At 42.3% G+C, this 21467-nt stretch carries 21 protein-coding genes; 4 read left to right on the top strand and 17 right to left on the bottom strand.

What is annotated here, in order from left to right; translation table 11 throughout:
- Positions 1-718: 718 nt before the first annotated feature.
- The 17 genes from T344_RS0112010 to T344_RS0112095 form a co-directional block, all read right to left on the bottom strand.
- The gene (locus T344_RS0112010; RefSeq protein WP_027628923.1) at positions 719-2131 is read right to left on the bottom strand and encodes a response regulator; all 1413 of its coding nucleotides are present in this window, start codon (positions 2129-2131) and stop codon (positions 719-721) included.
- Positions 2132-2158: 27 nt separating this feature from the next.
- Positions 2159-3958: a sensor histidine kinase gene (locus tag T344_RS0112015; protein ID WP_027628924.1), complete on the bottom strand. Its 1800-nt coding sequence runs from the start codon at positions 3956-3958 to the stop codon at positions 2159-2161.
- 242 nt (positions 3959-4200) lie between these two features.
- Positions 4201-5154, bottom strand: coding sequence for a phosphotriesterase family protein (locus T344_RS0112020; protein ID WP_051571794.1), 954 nt, complete (start codon positions 5152-5154; stop codon positions 4201-4203).
- Between the two features lie 4 nt (positions 5155-5158).
- Complete coding sequence (locus T344_RS0112025) at positions 5159-5803, bottom strand: bifunctional 2-keto-4-hydroxyglutarate aldolase/2-keto-3-deoxy-6-phosphogluconate aldolase (RefSeq protein ID WP_027628926.1); 645 nt, start codon at positions 5801-5803, stop codon at positions 5159-5161.
- Between the two features lie 73 nt (positions 5804-5876).
- Positions 5877-6851 (bottom strand): phosphoglycerate dehydrogenase, encoded by a 975-nt coding sequence (locus T344_RS0112030; protein ID WP_027628927.1) that lies wholly within the window; start codon positions 6849-6851, stop codon positions 5877-5879.
- Positions 6852-6877: 26 nt separating this feature from the next.
- On the bottom strand, positions 6878-7462 hold the full coding sequence (locus T344_RS0112035; RefSeq protein ID WP_027628928.1) for a glucose-6-phosphate isomerase: 585 nt from the start codon (positions 7460-7462) through the stop codon (positions 6878-6880).
- Between the two features lie 10 nt (positions 7463-7472).
- Positions 7473-8411 (bottom strand): shikimate dehydrogenase family protein, encoded by a 939-nt coding sequence (locus T344_RS0112040; RefSeq protein WP_027628929.1) that lies wholly within the window; start codon positions 8409-8411, stop codon positions 7473-7475.
- A 50-nt stretch (positions 8412-8461) separates the two neighbouring features.
- Complete coding sequence (locus T344_RS0112045; protein ID WP_027628930.1) at positions 8462-9424, bottom strand: glycoside hydrolase family 88 protein; 963 nt, start codon at positions 9422-9424, stop codon at positions 8462-8464.
- 102 nt (positions 9425-9526) lie between these two features.
- Positions 9527-10492 (bottom strand): sugar phosphate isomerase/epimerase family protein, encoded by a 966-nt coding sequence (locus T344_RS0112050; RefSeq protein WP_027628931.1) that lies wholly within the window; start codon positions 10490-10492, stop codon positions 9527-9529.
- 25 nt (positions 10493-10517) lie between these two features.
- Positions 10518-11339, bottom strand: a complete 822-nt coding sequence (locus T344_RS0112055; protein WP_027628932.1) for a carbohydrate ABC transporter permease — start codon at positions 11337-11339, stop codon at positions 10518-10520.
- Positions 11339-12019 (bottom strand): carbohydrate ABC transporter permease, encoded by a 681-nt coding sequence (locus T344_RS0112060; RefSeq protein WP_200859459.1) that lies wholly within the window; start codon positions 12017-12019, stop codon positions 11339-11341. Before T344_RS0112060 ends, T344_RS0112055 begins: the two co-directional genes overlap by 1 nt.
- 453 nt (positions 12020-12472) lie before the next feature.
- Positions 12473-13849 (bottom strand): ABC transporter substrate-binding protein, encoded by a 1377-nt coding sequence (locus T344_RS0112065; protein ID WP_027628934.1) that lies wholly within the window; start codon positions 13847-13849, stop codon positions 12473-12475.
- A 312-nt stretch (positions 13850-14161) separates the two neighbouring features.
- Positions 14162-14914: a GntR family transcriptional regulator gene (locus T344_RS0112070; protein ID WP_027628935.1), complete on the bottom strand. Its 753-nt coding sequence runs from the start codon at positions 14912-14914 to the stop codon at positions 14162-14164.
- 231 nt (positions 14915-15145) lie between these two features.
- Entirely contained in the window at positions 15146-16681 is a 1536-nt protein-coding gene (xylB, locus tag T344_RS0112080) for a xylulokinase (protein ID WP_027628937.1), read from the bottom strand.
- Between the two features lie 38 nt (positions 16682-16719).
- Entirely contained in the window at positions 16720-17697 is a 978-nt protein-coding gene (locus tag T344_RS0112085) for an aldo/keto reductase (protein WP_027628938.1), read from the bottom strand.
- Between the two features lie 20 nt (positions 17698-17717).
- Positions 17718-18701, bottom strand: coding sequence for an SMP-30/gluconolactonase/LRE family protein (locus T344_RS0112090; RefSeq protein ID WP_027628939.1), 984 nt, complete (start codon positions 18699-18701; stop codon positions 17718-17720).
- A 34-nt stretch (positions 18702-18735) separates the two neighbouring features.
- Entirely contained in the window at positions 18736-19776 is a 1041-nt protein-coding gene (locus T344_RS0112095; protein ID WP_027628940.1) for a zinc-dependent alcohol dehydrogenase, read from the bottom strand.
- A 329-nt stretch (positions 19777-20105) separates the two neighbouring features.
- On the opposite strand from T344_RS0112095, the gene T344_RS31135 reads away from it, so the two are divergent.
- The 4 genes from T344_RS31135 (at position 20106) to T344_RS30745 (ending at position 21417) form a co-directional block, all read left to right on the top strand.
- Positions 20106-20246, top strand: a complete 141-nt coding sequence (locus tag T344_RS31135; RefSeq protein WP_162178035.1) for a hypothetical protein — start codon at positions 20106-20108, stop codon at positions 20244-20246.
- A 51-nt stretch (positions 20247-20297) separates the two neighbouring features.
- A complete protein-coding gene (locus tag T344_RS0112100; RefSeq protein WP_027628941.1) occupies positions 20298-20621 on the top strand; it encodes a DUF6809 family protein in 324 nt (107 codons plus the stop codon).
- Positions 20622-20649: 28 nt separating this feature from the next.
- Positions 20650-21138: a DUF6550 family protein gene (locus T344_RS31815; RefSeq protein ID WP_340140759.1), complete on the top strand. Its 489-nt coding sequence runs from the start codon at positions 20650-20652 to the stop codon at positions 21136-21138.
- An 81-nt stretch (positions 21139-21219) separates the two neighbouring features.
- Positions 21220-21417, top strand: coding sequence for a hypothetical protein (locus tag T344_RS30745; protein ID WP_340140758.1), 198 nt, complete (start codon positions 21220-21222; stop codon positions 21415-21417).
- Positions 21418-21467 lie beyond the last annotated feature (50 nt).

Here is a 21467-nt window from a genome sequence, read left to right on the forward strand (position 1 = left end):
ATACTACCTCAACCAGTCCGGTTTTTATATGAACCAGAATTAGATATTGTATTTAAAAAAATGCAAAAAAAATAAGAAGTTTGTAAAAACTTCTTTGAGTTCTGGTTTTAATCCATAAACAACTAATTACAATCCATATAATTACTTTTATGTATTATTAAGTTAACACATTCAAGCTGATTTAACGCGTTGTGCAAGTTAATTTAATTTTTGCTTTACCTGTGTAATTTTTTTATATCAACTGGTAACTTCCGTACTAACTTCATGCAATAAGGACGCACCCAAAACAGTTACGAAAATTGTATCGCCTCATTTAAAACGGTTTTGCCGTCGCTCAAACTCGACATCCTGTCTTGATTTGAAGCTCAAAGCAACGTCCTGTTGCTTTGCCGGCAAAACCGCTTTATCTTCGTCGACAATTTACCGCAACTGTTTTTAACCGTGCATCTTATTTCATGAAGTTGTACTCGCGTACCAGTTGATTCTGATTAAATCAATCTGTAAAAGCAAAAACAAAATTTCAATTAGCATAACAGGTTAATTTAATCTTCTCTCCCTTTTATAAAGTTGTTTCTATCTTGAAATACAGCTTCAAACCAGGCTCTCCATTGATGGATACCCACCTCTCGCACATTTTTGAAGCGATCTTCAAGTATTGCAATATTATTACAACTGTAAGCAGATAAGTTAAAACCGGCACAACACACATAGTTTTATGCTATTCTTTGTGCCTGAATTGTCCGGGCGTTACTCCGGTGGTTTTCTTAAAAACTCTGATAAAGTAAAAATAGTCCGAATATCCGCATTTTGCAGCTATTTCGCCCTGGGAGTATTCCGTCTTCTGCAGAAGTTCCTTTGCATAATTCATTCTCATTTTAGTAATATAATCGGTGAAGGTCATTCCCAGCTCTTTTCTGAAAAGCTGACTTATATAGTTTGGATTGATGACAAAATCCTGGGCCAGACTTCTGATGGATATATCCTTGAAAAAGTTTTGATTTATGTAATTGATGATCTTCTTAAAATACTCATTGCGTACTTCATCTGTAAGAACATTAATGTTAGTTCCCATAAATCCCGTAATTTTTTCTTTTATATATTCAACCATGGTATACATATCTATAAATAAATAACATAAATCATCAAAGTTATAGACATATTCCTCATAACAGTCCTCGCCCAGATTTCTGATGCTGAATTTAACATAGCCGTTGAAAATATTCATGGCATGCTTTATTGACAGCCTGCCGTCAACAGCGTTTCTGTAAAAATTGTCCAGATGCCTGACCAGCTCGCTTAAATCCATCTTCGTAAAAGCATTTTCATATTTTGCCATTAAAGTCTCAATATCAATATTATTACCGTTAATTCCGTTAGTAATTTTTCTGGTACCGGTGGTGAAAAACTGATATGCCAGTGTAAAGGCCTCGTCTATGTATTTCCTCATGCTAAATGCGGAGTACGTTCCTTCGTATATTCCCACACCCTTGACCCCTTCCGGAATTGCTTCAATACTATGGGCTATGCTGCTGAAGTCCTCGTATTTTCCAATATAAATTGTTTTATTGCTTCCCGTCTTTATAGCGGTATATTGCTTATTTTCAATGGTGAGCTCCTTACCTATGGAAGCAACAATAACAATCTTGTCACCTTCGGCTATTCCATTGGATGTGAAGTATGAGTCCAACTGGTGCCGGGCTTCGGAGGTTTCCTCCTCCAGCAGCGGAATTATGTCGGGCTTTTCTTTTCTTCCGCCATTGATAAGTATTTTGGCGGCCTTCCTGAGAACTTTGGTGATCTCTTCATCATCAAAGGGTTTCAGGCAATAGCCCACGGCCCCGTAGTCAAGAGCTTTTCTGGCATATGCAAATTCCGCATATCCGCTTATAACAACAAACAGAATATCCTTGTGTATTGCCTGGACGTTTTTGATAAGCTCAAGTCCGCTCATGCCCGGCATCCGAATGTCGGTAAAAACAAGGTCCGGTTTTATCCGGCAAATCTTCTCGTAGGCCTCAACACCGTCCCTGGCACTGCCCGCAACTTCAAAGCCGCAGCTGTTCCAATCAGTGCCCATAAGCAGGCTTTTAACAATAAACTCCTCATCATCAACAATCAAAACCTTATACATACACCCTCCGTCTCCTCTATCACACATTTAAACCCCTATCCCCGGAATGGTAATTGTGACTCTTGTGCCCTCACCTTTCCTGCTTTCAATATTCAATCCAAATTGGATTCCGTATGTAAGCTTCAACCTGTTATTTACATTATATATGCCTATGCTGTCACCCATGGTTCTGTCCTGTTTTTGTTCAGACAAAATATGAGGAGATTCGGCCAGTTTGGCTTTTATTCTGTCAAGCTTTGCCTGATCTATTCCCAGTCCGTTGTCCTCCACCCATATGAGAAGCTTGCCGTCTTCAAACTTACTTCCCACCCATAGAATACCCTTGTCTCTTTTTGGTTCAATCCCATGGTAGATGGCATTTTCCACCAGGGGCTGCAAAATCATTTTGAGAATATCTGCATCCAGTGTCCTCTCCTCAAAATCAAAGTTGGCTTCAAGTCTGCTGCCGAATCTTATTATATGTATCTGAATGTAAGCACGGATAATGTTGATTTCATCGTTCAGCTTCACAATATTTGACCCGTTTGCACTATACCGGAATATAAGCGCCAGCGCCTTTGACATCTCATACAGTTTGTCCACACCCTCTTCAAGAGATATGCCCTTCATAACCTCCAGCGTGTTATACAGGAAATGGGGATTTATCTGGCTTCTCAAATATGCAAGCTCGGCCTTGTCCTTCTGCAGTTCCACCTCGTAGAGCTTTGAGCTGGTTTCAAACAGACGCCTGGTCAGGTTATTTATTTCATTCATCATACTGTTAAACTCATATTCCAGAATGTTTATTTCCGAGCTTCCCTCAAGTTTTACCTTCTTCCTCAGATCCTTTATACTTCCTGATTTAATATTGTTCATAAAGAATATGAGCTTCTGAATGGGCTTTGTAATATTATTTATTGTGAAAAAGAATAAAAGACATATTATAATTATGGACATGGAAAAAATTTTAAGTATTCTGGCCCTTGTTTGATCAATCTCCGAAAACAACTGTTTTTCCTGAACAAAGCTTACTATTTTGCCCTCGATTTCAGGAATATTACTCATATTAACAATGTATTTGTACCCGTTTATTTCAATAATCTGCTGGGAGGAACTGTTTTTCTGGTTGAACAGCAAATCCTTGATCCCCTGGTTGTTGTTAATGCCCAGCGGGTCTTTAGGTGCATACAGCATCCCGTTTTTATCCATCAGGTAATATTTGATTTCGGTATTGTTTGATATTTTGTTTATTTCATTAAAAATGGAATTTAGATCAACCATTATTGAGGCAAAGCCAAGCTTTTTGGCAAAAGATTCGGAATCGTAGGAGGAGTAAAAGTACATCCCGAACATGAAGAACATTTTACTGTCCTTATTGAATATATTCAGCTTTTCAAAGCCGGTATTATAGATTTTCCCATCGTCGGGAACCGACTTCATAAGATCCCGTACAACATCATAATTGCCGTTCATTGTAAAGTATTTTCCGTTCTCACCGATTATGGCAATATCAAATATGTCCTTCTTGATATTTACCATGTTACCTGCCATAACCGTCAGGGCCTGTCCTGCAGTGTAGGAATCCATCAGGGAATTGCTTGAATATATTTTTTGTGTATTTGTATCATATCCGATATTCTGCAGGATGCTTCTCAATTCCTGTGTGTATCTTGCAACACTATACTGGATGGTTGAAGTCATTTCGGCGGTATAATTCTTATTTTTTCTTACCATTATATCCGAAATGCTATAGTAAGACTGGGACAATATGGCTATCAATACAATCAGAGTCAGCACTCCGTTAATTATAAGCTGCGTGGTAATGGGTAATTTTTTAAAAAACCTCATATTCCCTCCCAATGGGTAACTCAGTATTTATAACTTATAACCTTTGCGCGTTTCAACGAGGCAAAGATGGAGGACATCTATTGCCTCGTTATGTTTAGTATATCATATCAGTTTAACAGAGTTTATTACAATGAATATGTCAGCATAATTTTTCTTAACATTTATTGGGAGGGCATAAAAATATTGCTGCCTGTCAATGGGACAGCAATAAAAAACTTTATAGCCGGAGTGTGTTATCAATATCAGGCGACCCTAATTGACAGAGCCTTTGCAGGATTCTCGCAGGTCAATTTATTTATCTCCTGTCTTGATATGCCTGCATTAAGCATCTTAAATATAAAATCATTGAGAATGTAGTCCAGTCCAATCATTCCGCCGTAGCTTGACAGGCGCTGGTTTGTGGTATCGAGACCAATCAGGATCTGTGAAGCGTATCCGGTACCAATAAGTTTCAGGAGCAATTCTATTTCTTTTTCATCACTGTGGTACTTAGGTCTTCCGATGGTGTCATACTCCAGAAAAACCCCGGCCTGAACCATCTCAATATGAAAGGAGGGATCATAAAATGCACGGTCCAGGTGGCATAATATAATACCTGATGCAGGAACCTTTAAATCGGTAAGGAACCGTACCACGCTTAATGCATCATTTCTGTTCTCCATATGGCACATGACAGGTGCCCCCGTCAGCAGCGAAACTTCTGCTGCCGAGGAAAACAGTTTTTTGTGTTTATCGTCTACACCGTTCCCCTCAGCTGCCGTCTTAATAATTCCGGCCTTTGCCCCCGTCCTTAACAAGGGAGCTCCGGAGTCGCCGTCAGCAAACATTCCGATTTGCATTTCGTCCAGGAACAGCTGTGTCAATTGGTTCTGACTTATTTTATAAATCCAATGGTCAGCTTCATAGAACACAAGTTTATGAAATCCGGTAGATGCAATAATATTAACTCCCGAAGCTTGTGATGCCCTCATGAGATAATCGGCCATCCTTCCGCAGCCCACAGGCTGGGCATCCACAATGCCTCTCCCGCCCGACTCTTTGTACAGGAGCAGTTCCCGGGTCGACTTATCCAGGTCATCCATATATAATGCCCGGTTGATATCATAGGATTTGCCCCTTCGTATAAACAAATGCTCATGACACTGGCAATAACCCAACTCATGCTGGTTTATACTGCCTGATACTGTTTGGATCATAAAATCATTCCCTCGCCAGTTTGATTCTTTTAATAAATTCTTCAGCAGTCCGGGTTATTGCATCAAAATCACCTGTCCTGGCACCTGCTGTCAGACTGCCTCCTGCTCCCACAGCCACGGCTCCGGCCTTGATCCATTCTGCAACATTTTCAGCACTGACTCCCCCTGTAGGCATAAGCTGTGCATGGGGCAAAGGTCCCTTGATTGCTTTTATGATCTTAGGTCCGAACAATTCTCCGGGGAATATCTTCACAATTTCGGCACCTGCCTCCATACATTGCACCGTCTCCTTTATTGTCATTGCTCCCGGAATGTAAGCTATATTATATCTCCCGCATAATTTCGCTGTTTCGGAATCGAAGCAGGGACTTACAATATATTGTGCTCCAGACAATATGGCTATTCTGGCAGTTTCCGAATCCAGCACTGTTCCTGCGCCGATAAGTACTTTTGCAGCATCATAGCTGGCTGTCAACTCTTTAATTATACTTTCAGCACCCGGTACGGTAAAAGTTATTTCAATTGAAGTAACACCGCCCTTGACACAGGCTTCAATTATTTTTGAAGCCTCCCCGGCACTTTCTGCTCTTATGACGGCAACCAATCCGGCCTCTTTAATACTTTTGATAATTTCACTTTTTGTTTTCATAATACCCTCCACATGTTACTGGAATCTTTCAAGCCGCCAGCATGCAATTTACTCGAAACGGCTTGAAAGTTAACTATTTTTGTATATAACACCCGTTTACAATAAAACGGCAGTCGTCCTTCCCTGACAGGATATCTATCACGTTCTGCGCCGACATCAGAGCCATCTTTTCAACTGCCTCACCGGTATGTGCTCCGGCATGGGGTGTTGCTATTACATTATTAAATTCAAACAGAGGGGATATTCCCGGAGGTTCCTTATCGAATGCATCCAGGCCCATCCCTCCGATTTTTCCCGATTTCAACCCGTCATATGCTGCCTGCTCATTTATGAGGCCGCCTCTTGAAGTATTAATAATAATTACTCCGTCCTTCATCCGGCTAATGGCATTTTCATTTATGATATTAAGAGTGTTTTCTGTAATTGGAAGATGTAAAGATATGAAATCAGACTGGCTTATTACTTCTTGCAAAGTACATTTCCTGATATTGTGTTCATTTGCAAAATTCTCATCAAAATAGGGATCATAGGCAAGGATATTCATTGAAAACCCCCTGGCGCGCAGTGCCACTGCTTTTCCTATGGCTCCGAGCCCAAGAATCCCCATTGTCTTTTTGAATATTTCCTTGCCGGAGGTTCTGGGCCATTTTTCAGTTTTAACCTGGGAATCCAGAAAGGTTATTTTCCTGGCAACAGCTATCATCAGCCCTATTGCCATATCTGCAACCGATTCCGAGTTGGCGCCCGGTGTGTTTGTAACAAGGATACCTCTTTCTCCGGCCGCCCTGATATCAACTCTTTCAAAACCGACTCCGTATCTGGAAATTACCTTTAAACTATCCGGAGCTTTTTTTATCACATTTTCAGTTATATAATCAAGACCCGCAATATACCCGTCAACACCATCCAGCAGCGGAATCAGTTCTTCTTCGGTCAGCGGATGGCCATAGGGATTGAATACGACCTCATCGGCAAAATCCTCTATCAGCCTGACAGCTTCAGAATTTTTATTGTTTCCTAATGAAGTCGGTGTAACCAAAATCTTCATAAACTCACCCTTTTCATATTCAATTTTTAATCCCATTTTGGATTATCACGGACTACAGGTACGCCGTTCTCTTCAACGACTATCTTTCTGTAGCCTTTTGTCTCGATGGTTTTATAATCATGTCCGGCGTCTGCTCTGAAGGTAAAGAAGGTAATAAAGGGTTCTTTTCCCGTATTGATACTTCTATGTGCATATCTCTGCGGAACGTAAACGACTTTTCCGGGGGTAAGTTCCTCCAGTTTCCAGTCCCCCTCCGGATTTTCCAGAAGCATATATCCCTTCCCGCTTAAACAATAATACACTTCGGCTGTTTCAAGAATACTGTGAAAATGTCCTTTTGTCATGTAATATTCGTTGCCTACCTTTCCGGGGTAGGTAATGCTTGTGCCAAAAGCCAGATCTCCTGAATTTTCCGGAGCTCCCAGCTCATAAAATTCATATATTACGGGATCATCTTTCTCCAAAACAGCTTTACATGCCCCGGTATCCGAGAACATATTTTTCATCTGGGACAGCTTTCTTTTGGTAGAGTTTTTAGTGCCGGACAGCCCGTTAATCAAATCAAAATCAACAGTAAACGCCTGATCCCAGTTTGTCTCAATGTCATCCATATATATCACCTCACCTTAAACTGTTTGCAAGTTTTTCCAGTCTTTCGAGTTTTTCACCTTTTATATCAACATGGAATACTTCTGATATAACCTGAGTCCAGCCATGTATAAAATAGATCCATCCGTCCTCAATAAATAAATTGCGCTTTTCCTTTTGTTCCCCGGCCTGAACCATAAATTTCAGGTCACCGCGGTAATTGAGTTCCCATACAAGGCTGTTTTCAGGAAACAGGCATCCGTCGGTAAGAGGTGACCCTGGCCTGTCCTTGCCCAGCCCTGTCGCATTTATTATTAAAGAATATGGCTTCATATTTTTCATTACTTCATCGTTATCCTTTGCTTCGGGGCATAAATAGTACTCCAGCTTTACGCCAGGGTGCATGCCGTCCAGCTTGGCTTTTGCAGAATCCAGCCTTTCCCGGCTTCTGTTGGTAATAATTATTTTGGAGGGAATATTATCCCCGTGTTCCTTTTTCATGAGATATGAACTTATGGCCAGGGCACTTCCGCCTGCTCCCATTATCAATACCTCGCCGCCATGCTCCTTCCAGAAGTTTTCTGGAATAAAGTTCTCCATGGCCAAACCGCTGGAAATAGGGTCCTTTGCATAACCTTCCAGCCTTCCGTCCTTTTTGGAGATGGAGGACAATTCTTCGAACATTTCGGCGTATGTATCAAGATATTCGAAGCTTCTTCTGGCGGCATTATATAAATCTAATTTATGGGTGGTGACCAAAGCTCCAAGAGACAGTTTGTCGTTTTTGATAAACTCTACGGTATCACGGTATTTTTGCGGATCGGCATGAATTTCAATATCTATTCCCTTTATAACCGCATCCTTTAAACCAAGTTCCTCCGCCCATAGAGGAAAGACTTTCATAATAGATGATTTTGTTGTTGTAACGCCTATAAAATACATTGTAGGCTGCGTTGCGCTGGTAAATTCCATATAAACCGCCTTCCTGTCTATAAATTTTATATATAAATTGTGGTTATATATCAACGAGATTTGTAAAATTCCTGTGCCGCTGCCTCCATTAGCAGGAAGAAGGACTGCCCTTCGGCTGCTATCCCCGGTCTGTCAAAAAAAGGTGCACCACACACCCCCTGAACAAATCCGAGGTCGTCCACTTTGGCATGCGCAGCATTTCTCATGGTTTCTGCAAAGGTCAGGTACACATCGCCGAGCCAGCCGGCCTTCATTCCCCTGTAAATGGTATAAGCCGCCATCTGGGCCAGGTTGGTTTCTATAAAGGAATCCTTGTTGTTCAGGACATCATGAAAAAGTCCGTCTGTTCTCATATGGCCCAAACAGGAGTCCAGTACCGTTTTAACAAAGTTTATCAGTTCATGCTTTTCGGCGTTAAATTCCTCAGGAAGCGTGGCAATAACTCTTGTGATCCCGGCCAGGGCCCATCCGTTTCCCACTCCCCAGCAGTCTCCTCTGGCAAAATCGTTTTTGCTCTCATCCCATATATGTGAAAACAACTTTTTTTCAGGATTAAAAAGAAGAGAGATATAGCCTTTAATTTGTTTCAGGGCCTCCTGATGATAGCCTGCGGCAGACAGGAAAGGAGGAGACATATAAAAGGAATCGACCCACATCTGTGGTTTTTCTATGACATGATATATTATTCCGTCCCTGTTCCTTGGAGCCTTTTCCAACAACCAGTTTAAAAGTTTTTGTACTGCAGAGCCCAGTTCAGGGTCTTTGGTCACTTCCGAGGCATAGAGCACAGCTTCACCGATTCCGGCAGGATCGGTTACAGCCGATATATTTCCGATTGCTGCAAGCCTGCCGTCGGCAAGCTGGTTCAGCACTGCTGCTTTTGACATCTGAATCACCAGCTCTTTTTCTCCCATTTCCAAAAATGCCTGTGCTGCTACTCCCTGCTCCCAGGAATATCTTTGCATACTCAAAAGAGCCTGTTTTACTTTCCGGATTACACTATCATTTTCCATATTAACCTCCCAACCATATTATGGCTTTGAGCCGCATAGCGGCCACAAAACTGTAATAAAATCCTTTCACTCCCTCATCCGTTATGTAGCGGATAAAGGAGGTTAATTGGCCGCGAGCATTGCTCTGGCAATTATCTTTTGACTTTCCAGGGAATCCGAATTTTTTTGTGCCTCCAGCAATGCTTTCATATTTATTTTATCTGCTATATTCTCAAAAATTTTCAAAGTGTTGAAACAATGACTGCAGGCTTTTATGGGATCTACCTTCCTCGCGTCGAATTCCTGGGATATCCACCCGTCATATTTCAACTTTTTGAGATAATAAATAAATTCGAGAGTTTCTATGTGATGCACCGATGCAAAAATCATATCCTCATCGGTATTTCCATAATTATCATTGATATGAACTCCGAAGAGCTTACCGGCATTCATTGACTTAACCACTGCCTCTCCCGGATTTTCCCCGGCCAGAAGCGCATGTCCGAAATCAAGATTGACACCGACATTTTCAGCTTTGATAAGCTTTGAAAACATCAAAACCGTACTGGTACTATCCAGTAATATGTGGCTTCTGGGTTCTCTTGCCTTATACTCAATGGCTATTTTGTAATTTTTATCGTAATCGGCAACGGCTTTAATGCCATCCTTTTCATATTGCCATATATCCTCATAATTATCCTGGAACGGATAATCAAAGCCGTCCTGTCCGGGCCATAAACACATTTGACCGGCTCCCAGCTCCTTACCAAGGTCCACTGCAGTTCTGGAGTAATCAACGGCTCTTTTGCGGGCCGCCGGATCTCCGGAGGTAAAGGCACCTTTTTGAAAGTCCTCTCCATCCCAGACATTGGGATTTACCGACATTACCTGAATATTCTTATCGCTGCAAAACCGCTTTACATCTTTGTAATTCTTTTCATTAATATGTGTGGGATAAACCAGTTCGACTCCGTTCAAACCTTCAATTTCAGAAGCCTTCTCAAGCTTTTGCAGAGCGGCGTCCTTTGAAGTGTCGTAATTATATGCGGAGTCCATTACCCATAAGCCTATTGATAATTTATTAAACAAATTTACTCCTCCTCCAGGTTTATTTTTATCCCTTGACTGCCGCTGCTGAAAGACCGCTTATCAAGCTCTTTGAGAAGGCAGAGAACAGCAGCAGTATGGGAAGTGTTGTCAGGGACAGGCCCAGCACCTGCGCCGCGGTGTCATTTCTAAAGGTTGTGGAAAGCTGGCGGATTCCAAGCGGAATTGTATACAGACTTTCATTGCTTATTACAACCAATGGAGTCAATAAATTATTCCATGACCATAGAAAAGCCAGGAGGGCAAGTGTCATGCACGCGGCTCTCATAAACGGCAGTGCTATTTTCACAAACAATGTAAATTCATTACAGCCGTCTATCCTGGCACTTTCCATTACTTCATCCGGAATGGCCGAGCTTGCGAACTGTGTCATCCAGAATACGCCGAAGGCGCTGGCAGCCGGCGGTATGATCAACGGGAGAAGAGAATTTCTCCAGCCTACGGCCTGCATTTCTATAACAAAAGCCACAAGTCCCAGCTGCATGGGAATCATCATTGTAACCATTACAGATGAGAATAATGTTTTCTTGAACAGGAATTTATATTTTGCAAAGGCAAATCCGGCCATGGCACAGACAATAACCGTTAATATTGCAGAGCCTCCTGCAACCATGATTGAATTTTTATAGAAAGCCAGAATATCTATGGAAAAAAGTGTTTTTATATTTTCACCAAGATAATTTCCCGGAATAAACTTCATTCCTGTAAAGAGGTCGTTTGTATAGTAAGTTCCCATTATTAACATTGTATAAAAAGGTAATATGGCCACAACCGAGATCAATAATATCAATACAAAACCAATTATATTAAGACCTTTTTTCTTTGACATCAGTCCTCACCTCTCTTCATAATATGGTTGGCAATAACGGTTAAAAATCCAATGAATACGAACAGTCCATATGCTATTGTAGATCCGTATCCAAAATTCATAACTGTGCCGAAGGCGGTGTCATACATCAACCAAACGCCGGTGAGACTGGCATTTTCCGGTCCTCCCACCAAAGGCTGTCCCTGCGAGGTAAACATCATGAAGGGTTCCTCAAATATCTGGAAGCATCCTATCATTGTGGTAAGAACTACAAATATAAAAACCGGTTTAAGCAGAGGTACCGTAATTTTGAAAAACTTCTGTACTGGATTTGCACCATCTATATCTCCGGCCTCATAAAGCTCAGGACTAATGTTTGTTATTCCTGCCAGGAACAGAATCGAAGTATACCCGTAATATCTCCATATTGTAATCAAACTGATCATTATTCTTGACGGCCAGGGTTCTCCAAGCCAGTTAATATTCTCTTTAATCAATCCTAAGCCTGACAGCACTGCGTTAATATTTCCGAACTGGTAATCAAACAGAATACCGAATATTAAACCAAGTGCTACCGGAGTTGTAAGGTAGGGTAAAAAATTAAATAATCTGAAGGTGTTTTTTCCTATCATATTTTTGTTGCTTAACATTGCCGCTATAACCATTCCGAGAAAAATCTGCACCGGAATTATCATAACCATGAATAGAAGAGTATTTCCTAAAGCGCTGTAAAATCGTTCATCCTTTATTAAGTGTACATAATTTTGTAATCCTACAAAAATCTTTTTATCAAAACCATTCCAATCTGTAAGACTTATATAAAAAGTAAACAGTATTGGGAATATGGTAAAAGCAATCCAAATTAAAAAATATGGAGATATAAAAATGTAGGGTGCTATCTTTGTACCTAAATTTATTTTATTTGATGAAATGCCTTTACTTGATTGTCCGGTTTTATAAGTTAAATTCTTAACCAATCATCTCACCTTCACTTTTAAAAGTATTGTTAATATATTGAATGTACGAATGGTAGGACATTGACGGAAGTACCAACTTCAATAAATGGAACTTTCCATTTATTGAAGTTGTACTTTCACACTTATCAGTAATTCACGTATTGCGATCATCTCATTTTGAGACAGCTTTACATGCTATTACTGCTGCAATTCAGGGAATTTTTTAATTATGTCGGCTTTCAGCTTGGGTAATGCCTGGTCTGCTGAAAGTCCTGTGTCCATTGCTCTGAGCACTACAACTATTGAATCATATATTCCTGCATCATACTCTGTCATCGGTCTGGTCTGTGTATTTGGATTCTTTGCGATTTCCATGTATTTCTGCATTATGTTCTGTCCGCCGAAGTATGGGTCTTTGTTTGCATCATTTGTATAAAGGCCGGTATCATAAACTTTCGAATAAAGCGTCGGGGTTCCCTGTGTTCTGAAGAAACCTTCCGATCCCTCCCTGGACATTGTGAACCATTTGATATATGTCCAGGCCAGTTCCTTGTTCTTGCTTTCCTTTGGAATACCGTAAGCCGTACCACCCCAGCTGTAGCCGCCGTTTGGAGGTGTTATGAGACCGTATTTGCCGTTTGCATCCTTATCGTTGGCTTTCATTACAAATGGAACAAACCAGGTAGGTGCAGCATAGAATACAACTGTGTTGGAAGCAAAGGAGGAATTCCATGCAGGAGTCCACATTACATATTTGCCTAATGCTTTATCCTTGATCATCTGTTCAATATATTTCATTGTGGGGAGTACCGTTGTATCAAGATTCAGCTTTTTGTCCTGCACCCATGGCTCTTTGGTGTATAAGCCTATCAATGCATAGTAGGCATCATCTGAACCGGCAAAGAGGAAGTTCTTTCCACCGCTCTTTTCAGAGATCTCCTTACCCTTCTGTACGAAAACATCCCAATTTGTAAGTACTTTTTCCAATTCGGCAGGATCATCGGTGCCAAAATACTTTTTGGCCAGTTCGCGGTTATAGGCATATCCCCCTACACAGTTGTCGATCTGTACACAAACTATGTCACCTTTTTTATTTTGTGAAATTGGAATTGCAAATGGAACTAAATCATCCTTATTCAAATTATATGGAGCCGCGTCCAGCTTTTCCCAGATGTCCAGGTTGGCAAGACTTCCTCTGGCAGTCATTTCAAGATTTGCTACATCAGGCATATCACCGTTTGATGCTGCTGTGGTCTGTAATTTTTTAACATAGTCATTCTGCGGAACCATTACATAGTTAACTTTTATATCCGGATATGTCTTAGTAAAGTCTACAGCACCTTTCTTTTCATAGTCACCCCAAACCCATTGGGTGATTTCGCCTTTAAGGGCACCTGTCTGTGATGTACTTTCTGCGGCTGTACTTTCGGCAGCTGTGCTTGTTGTAGTCTGAGCCTGCCCCGAACTTTGCGCAGCCTGTTCATTATTGCTTCCGCAGCCTGCCAGCATCGTCACCGTCATTGCTATTGCAGCGGTCAAGCTGACTACTTTTCTGAAATTCAAATTTTTGTTCATGATTTTTCCTCCCAATTTTCTAAATATAGAAATTATAATGCTACCAAATGACTAAATTATTGAACCTCCCTTCAATTAAATATAACGCTGCACCAAAATAAATCCGGTATTAACGTTGTGCAAAAAATAATAGTACTATATTTAATAAGCAAATTAATGCTTATCCAGGCTATTTTTATATTGCCCAAAATTTCATTTCTATTTTTTGTAATATAGTAAATATTTAATTAACTCTTATTGTTCTATTGTCATTACATTCAGCAGTATAAAAATACAATACTGAAATAACTTTAATGAATTTAAATAGTTGTTTTATCTGTACAGCTCGACGGTAAATTGGTTTCTGTCTCCCCTATACCTTGCTATGGAATACTCCGAGGGAATATCATCTTCGGTATAAGCTGTTGTTTTAACCAGACACAGAGCCTGATTTTTCTTGATATGCAGAAGCCTTGCAACCTGATCGTCGGCATTAACAGCTTCTATTTTTCTGACAACCTTGAATATTTTTATATTATATTTTTCTTCGAGAATGGAATATAGTGAATTATTGACAAAGTCTTCTTCAATGATTCCCCTGCAATATTTGTACGGCAGGTAGGTCTCCAGATATACAACCGGCTCCTCATCTGCGTATCTGACCCTTCGCAGATACACCAGTTCATCCTCAACTTCAATATTCAGTTTCTCACATATGCCGGCTATACCCTTTATAACCTTGAGATCCAGTATCTGTGTTGTAGGTGTCAGACCCTTTTGCAGCATTTCATTGTTAAAGCTCTGAAGGTGCTGAAAAAATCTCTCATCTATCTTTGGTCTGGAAACGAAGGTGCCTTTGCCTTTCAGCCTTTGCAGGTAACCCTCCGACACCAATTCGCTTAAAGCCTGCCTGATGGTCGGCCTGCTGATATTCAAATGCTCACAGAACTCAGCCTCGGTAGGTATACTGTCTCCCACTTTCAGTCTCTTATTGTTTATTTCGTCAATAAGCAGCTTCTTTAATTGATAGTACAGAGGTACCGGTATATTTTTATCTAATTTGTATGACCCGCTTTTCAAATCCATTACTGAATCCCTTGCTTTCTGTTTATTTTATTACCTCAATGCGTTTCAACGAGGCCAATGTGTCCATGGCCACCAAAGGTGACCTTTGACCATGTCCCAGATATCCGCTGCCTCGTTATATAACTTTGTTACATGTTCAATATATAATAATGTAATAACATTATATACTAAAATATTTACTATTTCTATAACTACCTTATATAATTTTGCAAAAAAGGGGTTTTCAAGCATTTATAAGCCTTTGTCCCATACCGGTAACTTTTCAAATATCGGCTCAAGGGCTTTATAAGTGTCATTGAATATTTCAAACAGACGGGAATATATACCGGAGTACTCGGTTCTTGGCAGTATGGTATTCTTTGCCTTATTCAGTTTGTTTATAATCTTGAAATCGCTGAAGGCACCTATTCCTATGCCTCCGCATACGGCAGCTCCCATTGAGGTGGCTTCCTCCATATATTCTGGTATCACCACGGGCTTCTGCCATATGTCTGCCAATATCTGGAGCCAGACTTTGCCTTTAGCTCCTCCTCCGATAACTGTAACTTCATTTACCTCAGCATAGTTATTTAATATATCAAGAATAACCTTTAAATTATAACCCACACCCTCCAGTACCGAGCGCAGGATATCTTCCTTTGAGCTTGTCATGGTCAGCCCCACAAAAGCACCTTTTGCATCAGGGTTCCAGCGGGGGCTGCGCTCTCCCAGCAAATAGGGCAAAAACAGCAGAGAGTTGGCGCCGGGCGGTGAATTGAGAACTTTGTTGTCGATTATACTATACGGGTTTACACCTTTTTGCCCTGCATCCATTACTTCCATGTCACAAAGTGTATTCTTGAGCCAATTGTACGAATAGCCTGCGCTCTGCATGGTTCCGCAGGGAGAATACATCTTGGGGTCAAGATGCACCCAGTTGAAGGTTCTCATTTTGTCATCATAGATCGGTTTGTCCGTAGCAAGAGCGATCCAGGAGGATGAACCTACCACATTGTATGCTTTTCCTTCTTCAACAACACCTGCTCCAACAGCGGCACAGCTTCCGTCCCCACCTCCGATAACCACCGGGATTCCGGCTGTGAGTTCTATCTCGGAAGCCGCCTTTGGTGAAACCACGCCGGCAATATCGGTAGAAGGATGTGCATCGGGAAGAATTCCCCTCTCAATTCCAAGGGCATTTATTATCTCCTCCGACCAGTCCTTTGTGTTTATATCAAACAGGTTCATGCCCGATGCATCACTATAGTCGGTGACCATATTGCCTGTGAGCTTGAATATGATATAATCCTTGGCATGCAATACCTTATAGGCTCTGCCGTACAATCCCGGCAGATTGTCCTTGATCCACAGCATTTTCGCAGCCGAGTAGGAGGCACTGATCCTGTGGCCGGTTATTTTATATGTCTCATGCATGTCCAGAACCGAATGCATGAATTTCTCCTGTTTTACAGCACGTGTATCGGCCCATATGATGGAATTTCTCAATGGCTTCCCTTCCCTGTCCACCAGCAGGCAGCCCATCATTTGCGCGCTGAAGGTGATGCAGGCGATGTCATTTTTGTTTATTCCGGCCTTTTCAATCAGCTGCCTGGTTGAAATGCAAACCGCCTTCCACCAGTCCTCCGGGTCCTGTTCAACACAGCCGGGTCCGGGATAAAAGGTGTCGTATGCATACACTATGCTTGACTGCAGTTTACCTTCAAAGTCATACAACGTAGCTTTATTTCCGCTTGTTCCAAGATCATGAGCCAATATATAGTTTCCCATTAATCACTGCACCTCTTATACGCAAATATTGTGCCGACTTACCATGCATAAGCCGTTGGTGTCACTCCGCCTGGTCCCGGGAATATTTCATCCAGCCTCTTTAAAACCGTCTCATCCAGTACAATATCAACTGATCTCAGGGATTGTTCAAATTGTTCAAGCGTTCTGGGCCCTGTGACCGGACCTGTTACGGCAGGATTAGCCATGAGCCAGGCCAGAGCTACATTGTCCTCACGTTCTCCCAATTCCCTGCAAAGTGCACTGTATTCCTCCAATTGCTTTCTTTGTTGCTCAATTCTGTCCTGGTGCTGTCTGCTGCGCTTCCCTGATGCATTCAGAGCATTGCTGCCAAGCAAACCGCTGTCAAGCGGGCTCCAGGGGATTATACCAATGCCGTGAGCTTTTGCAGACGGCAACACTTCCAGTTCGGGGAGCCTGCAGTTCAGATTGTACTTGTGCTGTTCACACACCAGCCCCATGAAATGCCTGGCTTTCGCCTCTGCCTGTGCCACTGCAATGTCCCAGCCGGCAAAGTTGCTGGAACCCACATAACAGATCCTGCCCTGCTCCACCAGCACTTCAAATGCCTGCCACAGCTCATCCCAGGTAACATTTCTGTCTATGTGGTGCATATAGTACAGTTCTACATAATCTGTCTGCAGTCTTTTTAAAGATCCCTCAAGATGTCTTTTTATCTTATATGCCGACAGTCCTGCCGCCGAGTTCGGTCCGTCATTGGGATCGCAGATATCCTCATGCACCTTTGTGGCCAGGACTACGCGTTCTCTTCTGCTGCCTCCCTGTGCAAACCAGCGTCCGATTATGCTTTCGGTAGTTCCCGCATTTTTGCCCCAGCCGTAAATATTTGCCGTGTCAAAGAAGTTTATGCCTGCATCAAGGGCAGCATCCATTATTTTAAAGGCTTCCTTTTCATCGGTATCAACACCAAAATTCATGGTTCCCAGGCAAAGTCTGCTTACCTTTAAGCCTGTACGTCCTAGAGCTGTATATTTCAAGAAAATCACTCCTTAAGAAATTATATATCCAATTCGGCCAGGGTGGCTGGAAGTTCATGTTTTGTATTTACTTTATCAGGACCGGTAACCAGATCAAAGCAGGAAAGAATCAGTTTTCCATTCCATATGATTGGTTCTCCCGGCTGATCAAGTTCACCATTAAAACCGTCCGAGTCGGGGCTTTGTGCTATTCTTTCCACCCTTCCGTCAGGATAGATCTTGCCTACAGCATTAGCCGAAAAATCTGCTATATAAAGGTTTCCATCGTCATCCATGATCATTCCGTCGGTGGTCTGCAATTGTGACGGATCCTGAGCCCAGATTTTGTTTTCCCTTACCGAACCGTCTCCGTTGAATTTGATCCTGTAAACCGCTCCGTCTCCGAAATTTCCTATCAGCAGATCGCCGTTCCTGTCAAACTCAATGCCGTCAACGCCGTACTGGCAGTCTTTATTATAGGTCAGGAATGTGGTTAATATATTTTTATCTTCAAGAGTATTGGTGATCTGAATATTTTCATCCTCCAGATGGAATCTGTATACGCAGCTTACCAGCAGGCCCGAGGGATCTTTAACCTTTGACAGCATACTTTGTGTAACGTATATATGATTTCCTCTTATCCTTATTCCGTTGGGATGTTCCATCCCATCAGCCACAACGGTGGTTTTCACAACTTTGCCGTTTTCAATTTTCAGCCTCAGTATTCTGCCTTTGGACTGCAGTTCTTCTGCTCCCGACCAGCCCTGATTATCACAGATATAGAGGTCCCCGTCAGGTCCGAATTCAATCCCCATCGGACAGGCAAGTCCTGTATCCTCACGGGTTGGAACATCAACCCACTTTGTAATGTTTTTATTTTTATCTATTTTTAAAATACAGCCGGGCATTCTTGGATCGGCATAATTGGGGCAGGCAAGTATGAGGCTGCCGTCCTTATCAATTGACATTCCGTCCGGAGTACATACATATTCGGGCAGTAAAGCAAATAGTTTTGAAGTCTTCATTTAAAAATCCGCCTTTCGCTAATTGTTAATTAAATTAAAATTTAATAACTATCTTTTTCTTTGCTTTCCTGTTCTCCACCATTTCGAAGGCATCCAGAATTCTATCGAATTCTATGACATCTGAAATAAAGTCATCAGGATTTAACACACCCATCTGTATCCAATTGACTATCTGTCTGTGAGCTTCGGCTTCCTCAAACTTCGAGGGCCATTGTACAAATTGAAGAGTCCAGTTGTATGGCGCCTTGCTCCAGTCCAATTCCATTCCCAGCTTGGGTGATATGCCATAACAGCAGATTTTACCGTTATATTTTATAAGTTCCATTGCCTGGTTGATGAGCTGGTTAATACCAACTGCATCAACGACAAAATCCGCACCCTCGGGAAGTATCCTGTGGACCTCCTCTGAAACATTGACCTTTGTGCTGTTAAATACATAGTCTGCACCCATCTTTTTTGCTTCGGTCAATTTTTCATCTATAACATCAAACAAAACGATAGGACCTATACCCAAAAGTTTTGCAATTCTGGTAAAGCACAAACCCACCGGTCCCGCTCCGAATATTACAAGTGTCTTGTTGGCTTCCATCCCAAAACGTTTGATTGCGCTTAATACTTCACGGAAGGTTACTATCATGGAGGCACTGACAGGATTTATTTCCTTCGGAACTATCTGTTGTGCATAATAGCCTTCTGAGAATTCCGGCGTACCGGGACCTTTTCCGTCCTCTGTCATGGCCTTCCAGTCACTTGTAACCGCATATTCGGAGAAAGCACCCCAGCCGGAATAGTATTGATCGGTTTTTCCTTCAAGAAATGGCAGCAGGACGATATCACCTTTTTTAAAGTATTTTACTTTACTCCCCAGCTCAATTACCTCACCCACACCCTCATGTCCCAGTACGGCAGGATATGTATCAAATCCCTTGAAGGTGCCATGGATCAATTTTGTATCTGTACCGTTGCAAACGCCGCAGCTCAGCACCCTGACCAGCATTTGATATTCGTTGTAACCAGGTTTCGAAACCTCTACTACAGATAATTGTCCCTTATCATCTACAACCAAACTTTTCATTTTTGTCCTCCCGATTAAAAAAATTGACTCTATAGCGATTAAATTACAGTTATTTAGTATGCCTCTATTTAGAAATTGACATTCTGTCGAATTAAGAAATAATCAAGCTAAGTAATTTTGACATAAAGTATTTTTGTTATAATGTAATTACATTATAACCTGAATTTTACCTTAGCGCAAGACTTTTTTTATAACAGGAAAAAGTGATGTGGGCATAAAATTAACTAGTTCCGCCAGAAATACTCTTCCAGGAATCTGATATCCTGATGAAAACCAAAAACCCGCTGAATCAAAGGGTTAACCTTCATAGGGATATGATGTGAACCCCTATGGCAAACAGGTACGGAAAGAGCGAGGGTGAAAACCATGCATTGGTTTCCACCCTCGCTCTATGCGGAATCCATCAGGCAGACAGGTATAGGGAGCATCGCCGTGCTAAAAAACTTCTGAATTCACGAAACTTCCAATAGCTTTCAGCGGGCTCTTGTGGTATCCTGTGTCACTGATAGGAGGTGACCAAGATGCAAAACCCATTGGACGAGCTGTACGACCGGTACAATCGCTTTGTCCCTGACGCAGAGATTCAGAAGAAAATTGAAGCATGCCACCAGCAGCTCATCCGCAGTTTGGAAAAGCCGGAACGCAAGCTGATCCTGCAAATCATTGACGGCAAAGATATGATTTCAGGGTTCTATGCTAAAGAAAGCTTTGCCTGTGGCTTCTGGCTGGCATGGAGACTGCTCTCACAGCTTCATCATTACCAAAGCGACCGTCCGCCTGAGGAATCCCTCAAGGAGAACGGTCGTTTTATTATGCGGGAGGGAGATGCGGCAGATGAAGCGTAGAACAAGAATCGCAATTGGTGCGGCAGGGATGGCGACGGTTTTTCTTCTGCTGGGTACCGGTACCGTTCAGCACCTGCCAGAGGAGGCCCCCGCCGCGCCCCACGTCCGCGCCGTGTGCGAAGTAACGCAAGAGGTAGGAGAAATACCCCTGCCCGAGCCGCAAATCGACTGTACGGCGAATTTACCCACAATTGTTGAAGAAATATCCAGCGTGTCTGATACAGCTGCCGATACTCCATGCGCCCAAAGTGCACCGGAACCGAAACCCGAATCCGCCGAGGACACAGCCCCCCAAGCGGTAAATCCGACTGCCCCGGCACGGCAGAAACCACAGCCAAAGGAGTCCGCACCTGCCCCCAAAGAGGCCTCTCCTCAAATGGGAGATACCCGCGTGGTAGACGGAAGGAAGCAGGTATACTTCCTTGGCTTCGGATGGATAGACGATAACGGCGGTGGCGGCGAGGGCACTGTCGTGGATGGCGACGGCGACATCAACAAGATGGTGGGCGATATGTAATAGAAAGGACTGAATATGTCAATGGATGAACTTTTATTACCGAATAACCTGCCCAATCCCAGTGAAGCGGAGGAGCGACCGATGGAGAAAGATGATCTGGAAGCAGACCTTCCGTCCAGTATTCAGAAGGCAATTGCCGAATTGCTTCAGGGAGAGAAAGAACAGGTACTTCATTTGGACTGCCTCAGTGACGAACTGTACGGAGCAATCAACGCAAACCTTTGGGGCGGCTGCATCACAGAGGAACAGGCGGATTATCTGCGGAAAAAATATTTATAAGGCAAGCCGAACACAGAAAAAACAAGGGTGGAGGCCGAACCATACCGGCC

The organism is Ruminiclostridium cellobioparum DSM 1351 = ATCC 15832 (assembly GCF_000621505.1).
GTDB classification, from domain to species: domain Bacteria; phylum Bacillota; class Clostridia; order Acetivibrionales; family DSM-1351; genus Ruminiclostridium; species Ruminiclostridium cellobioparum.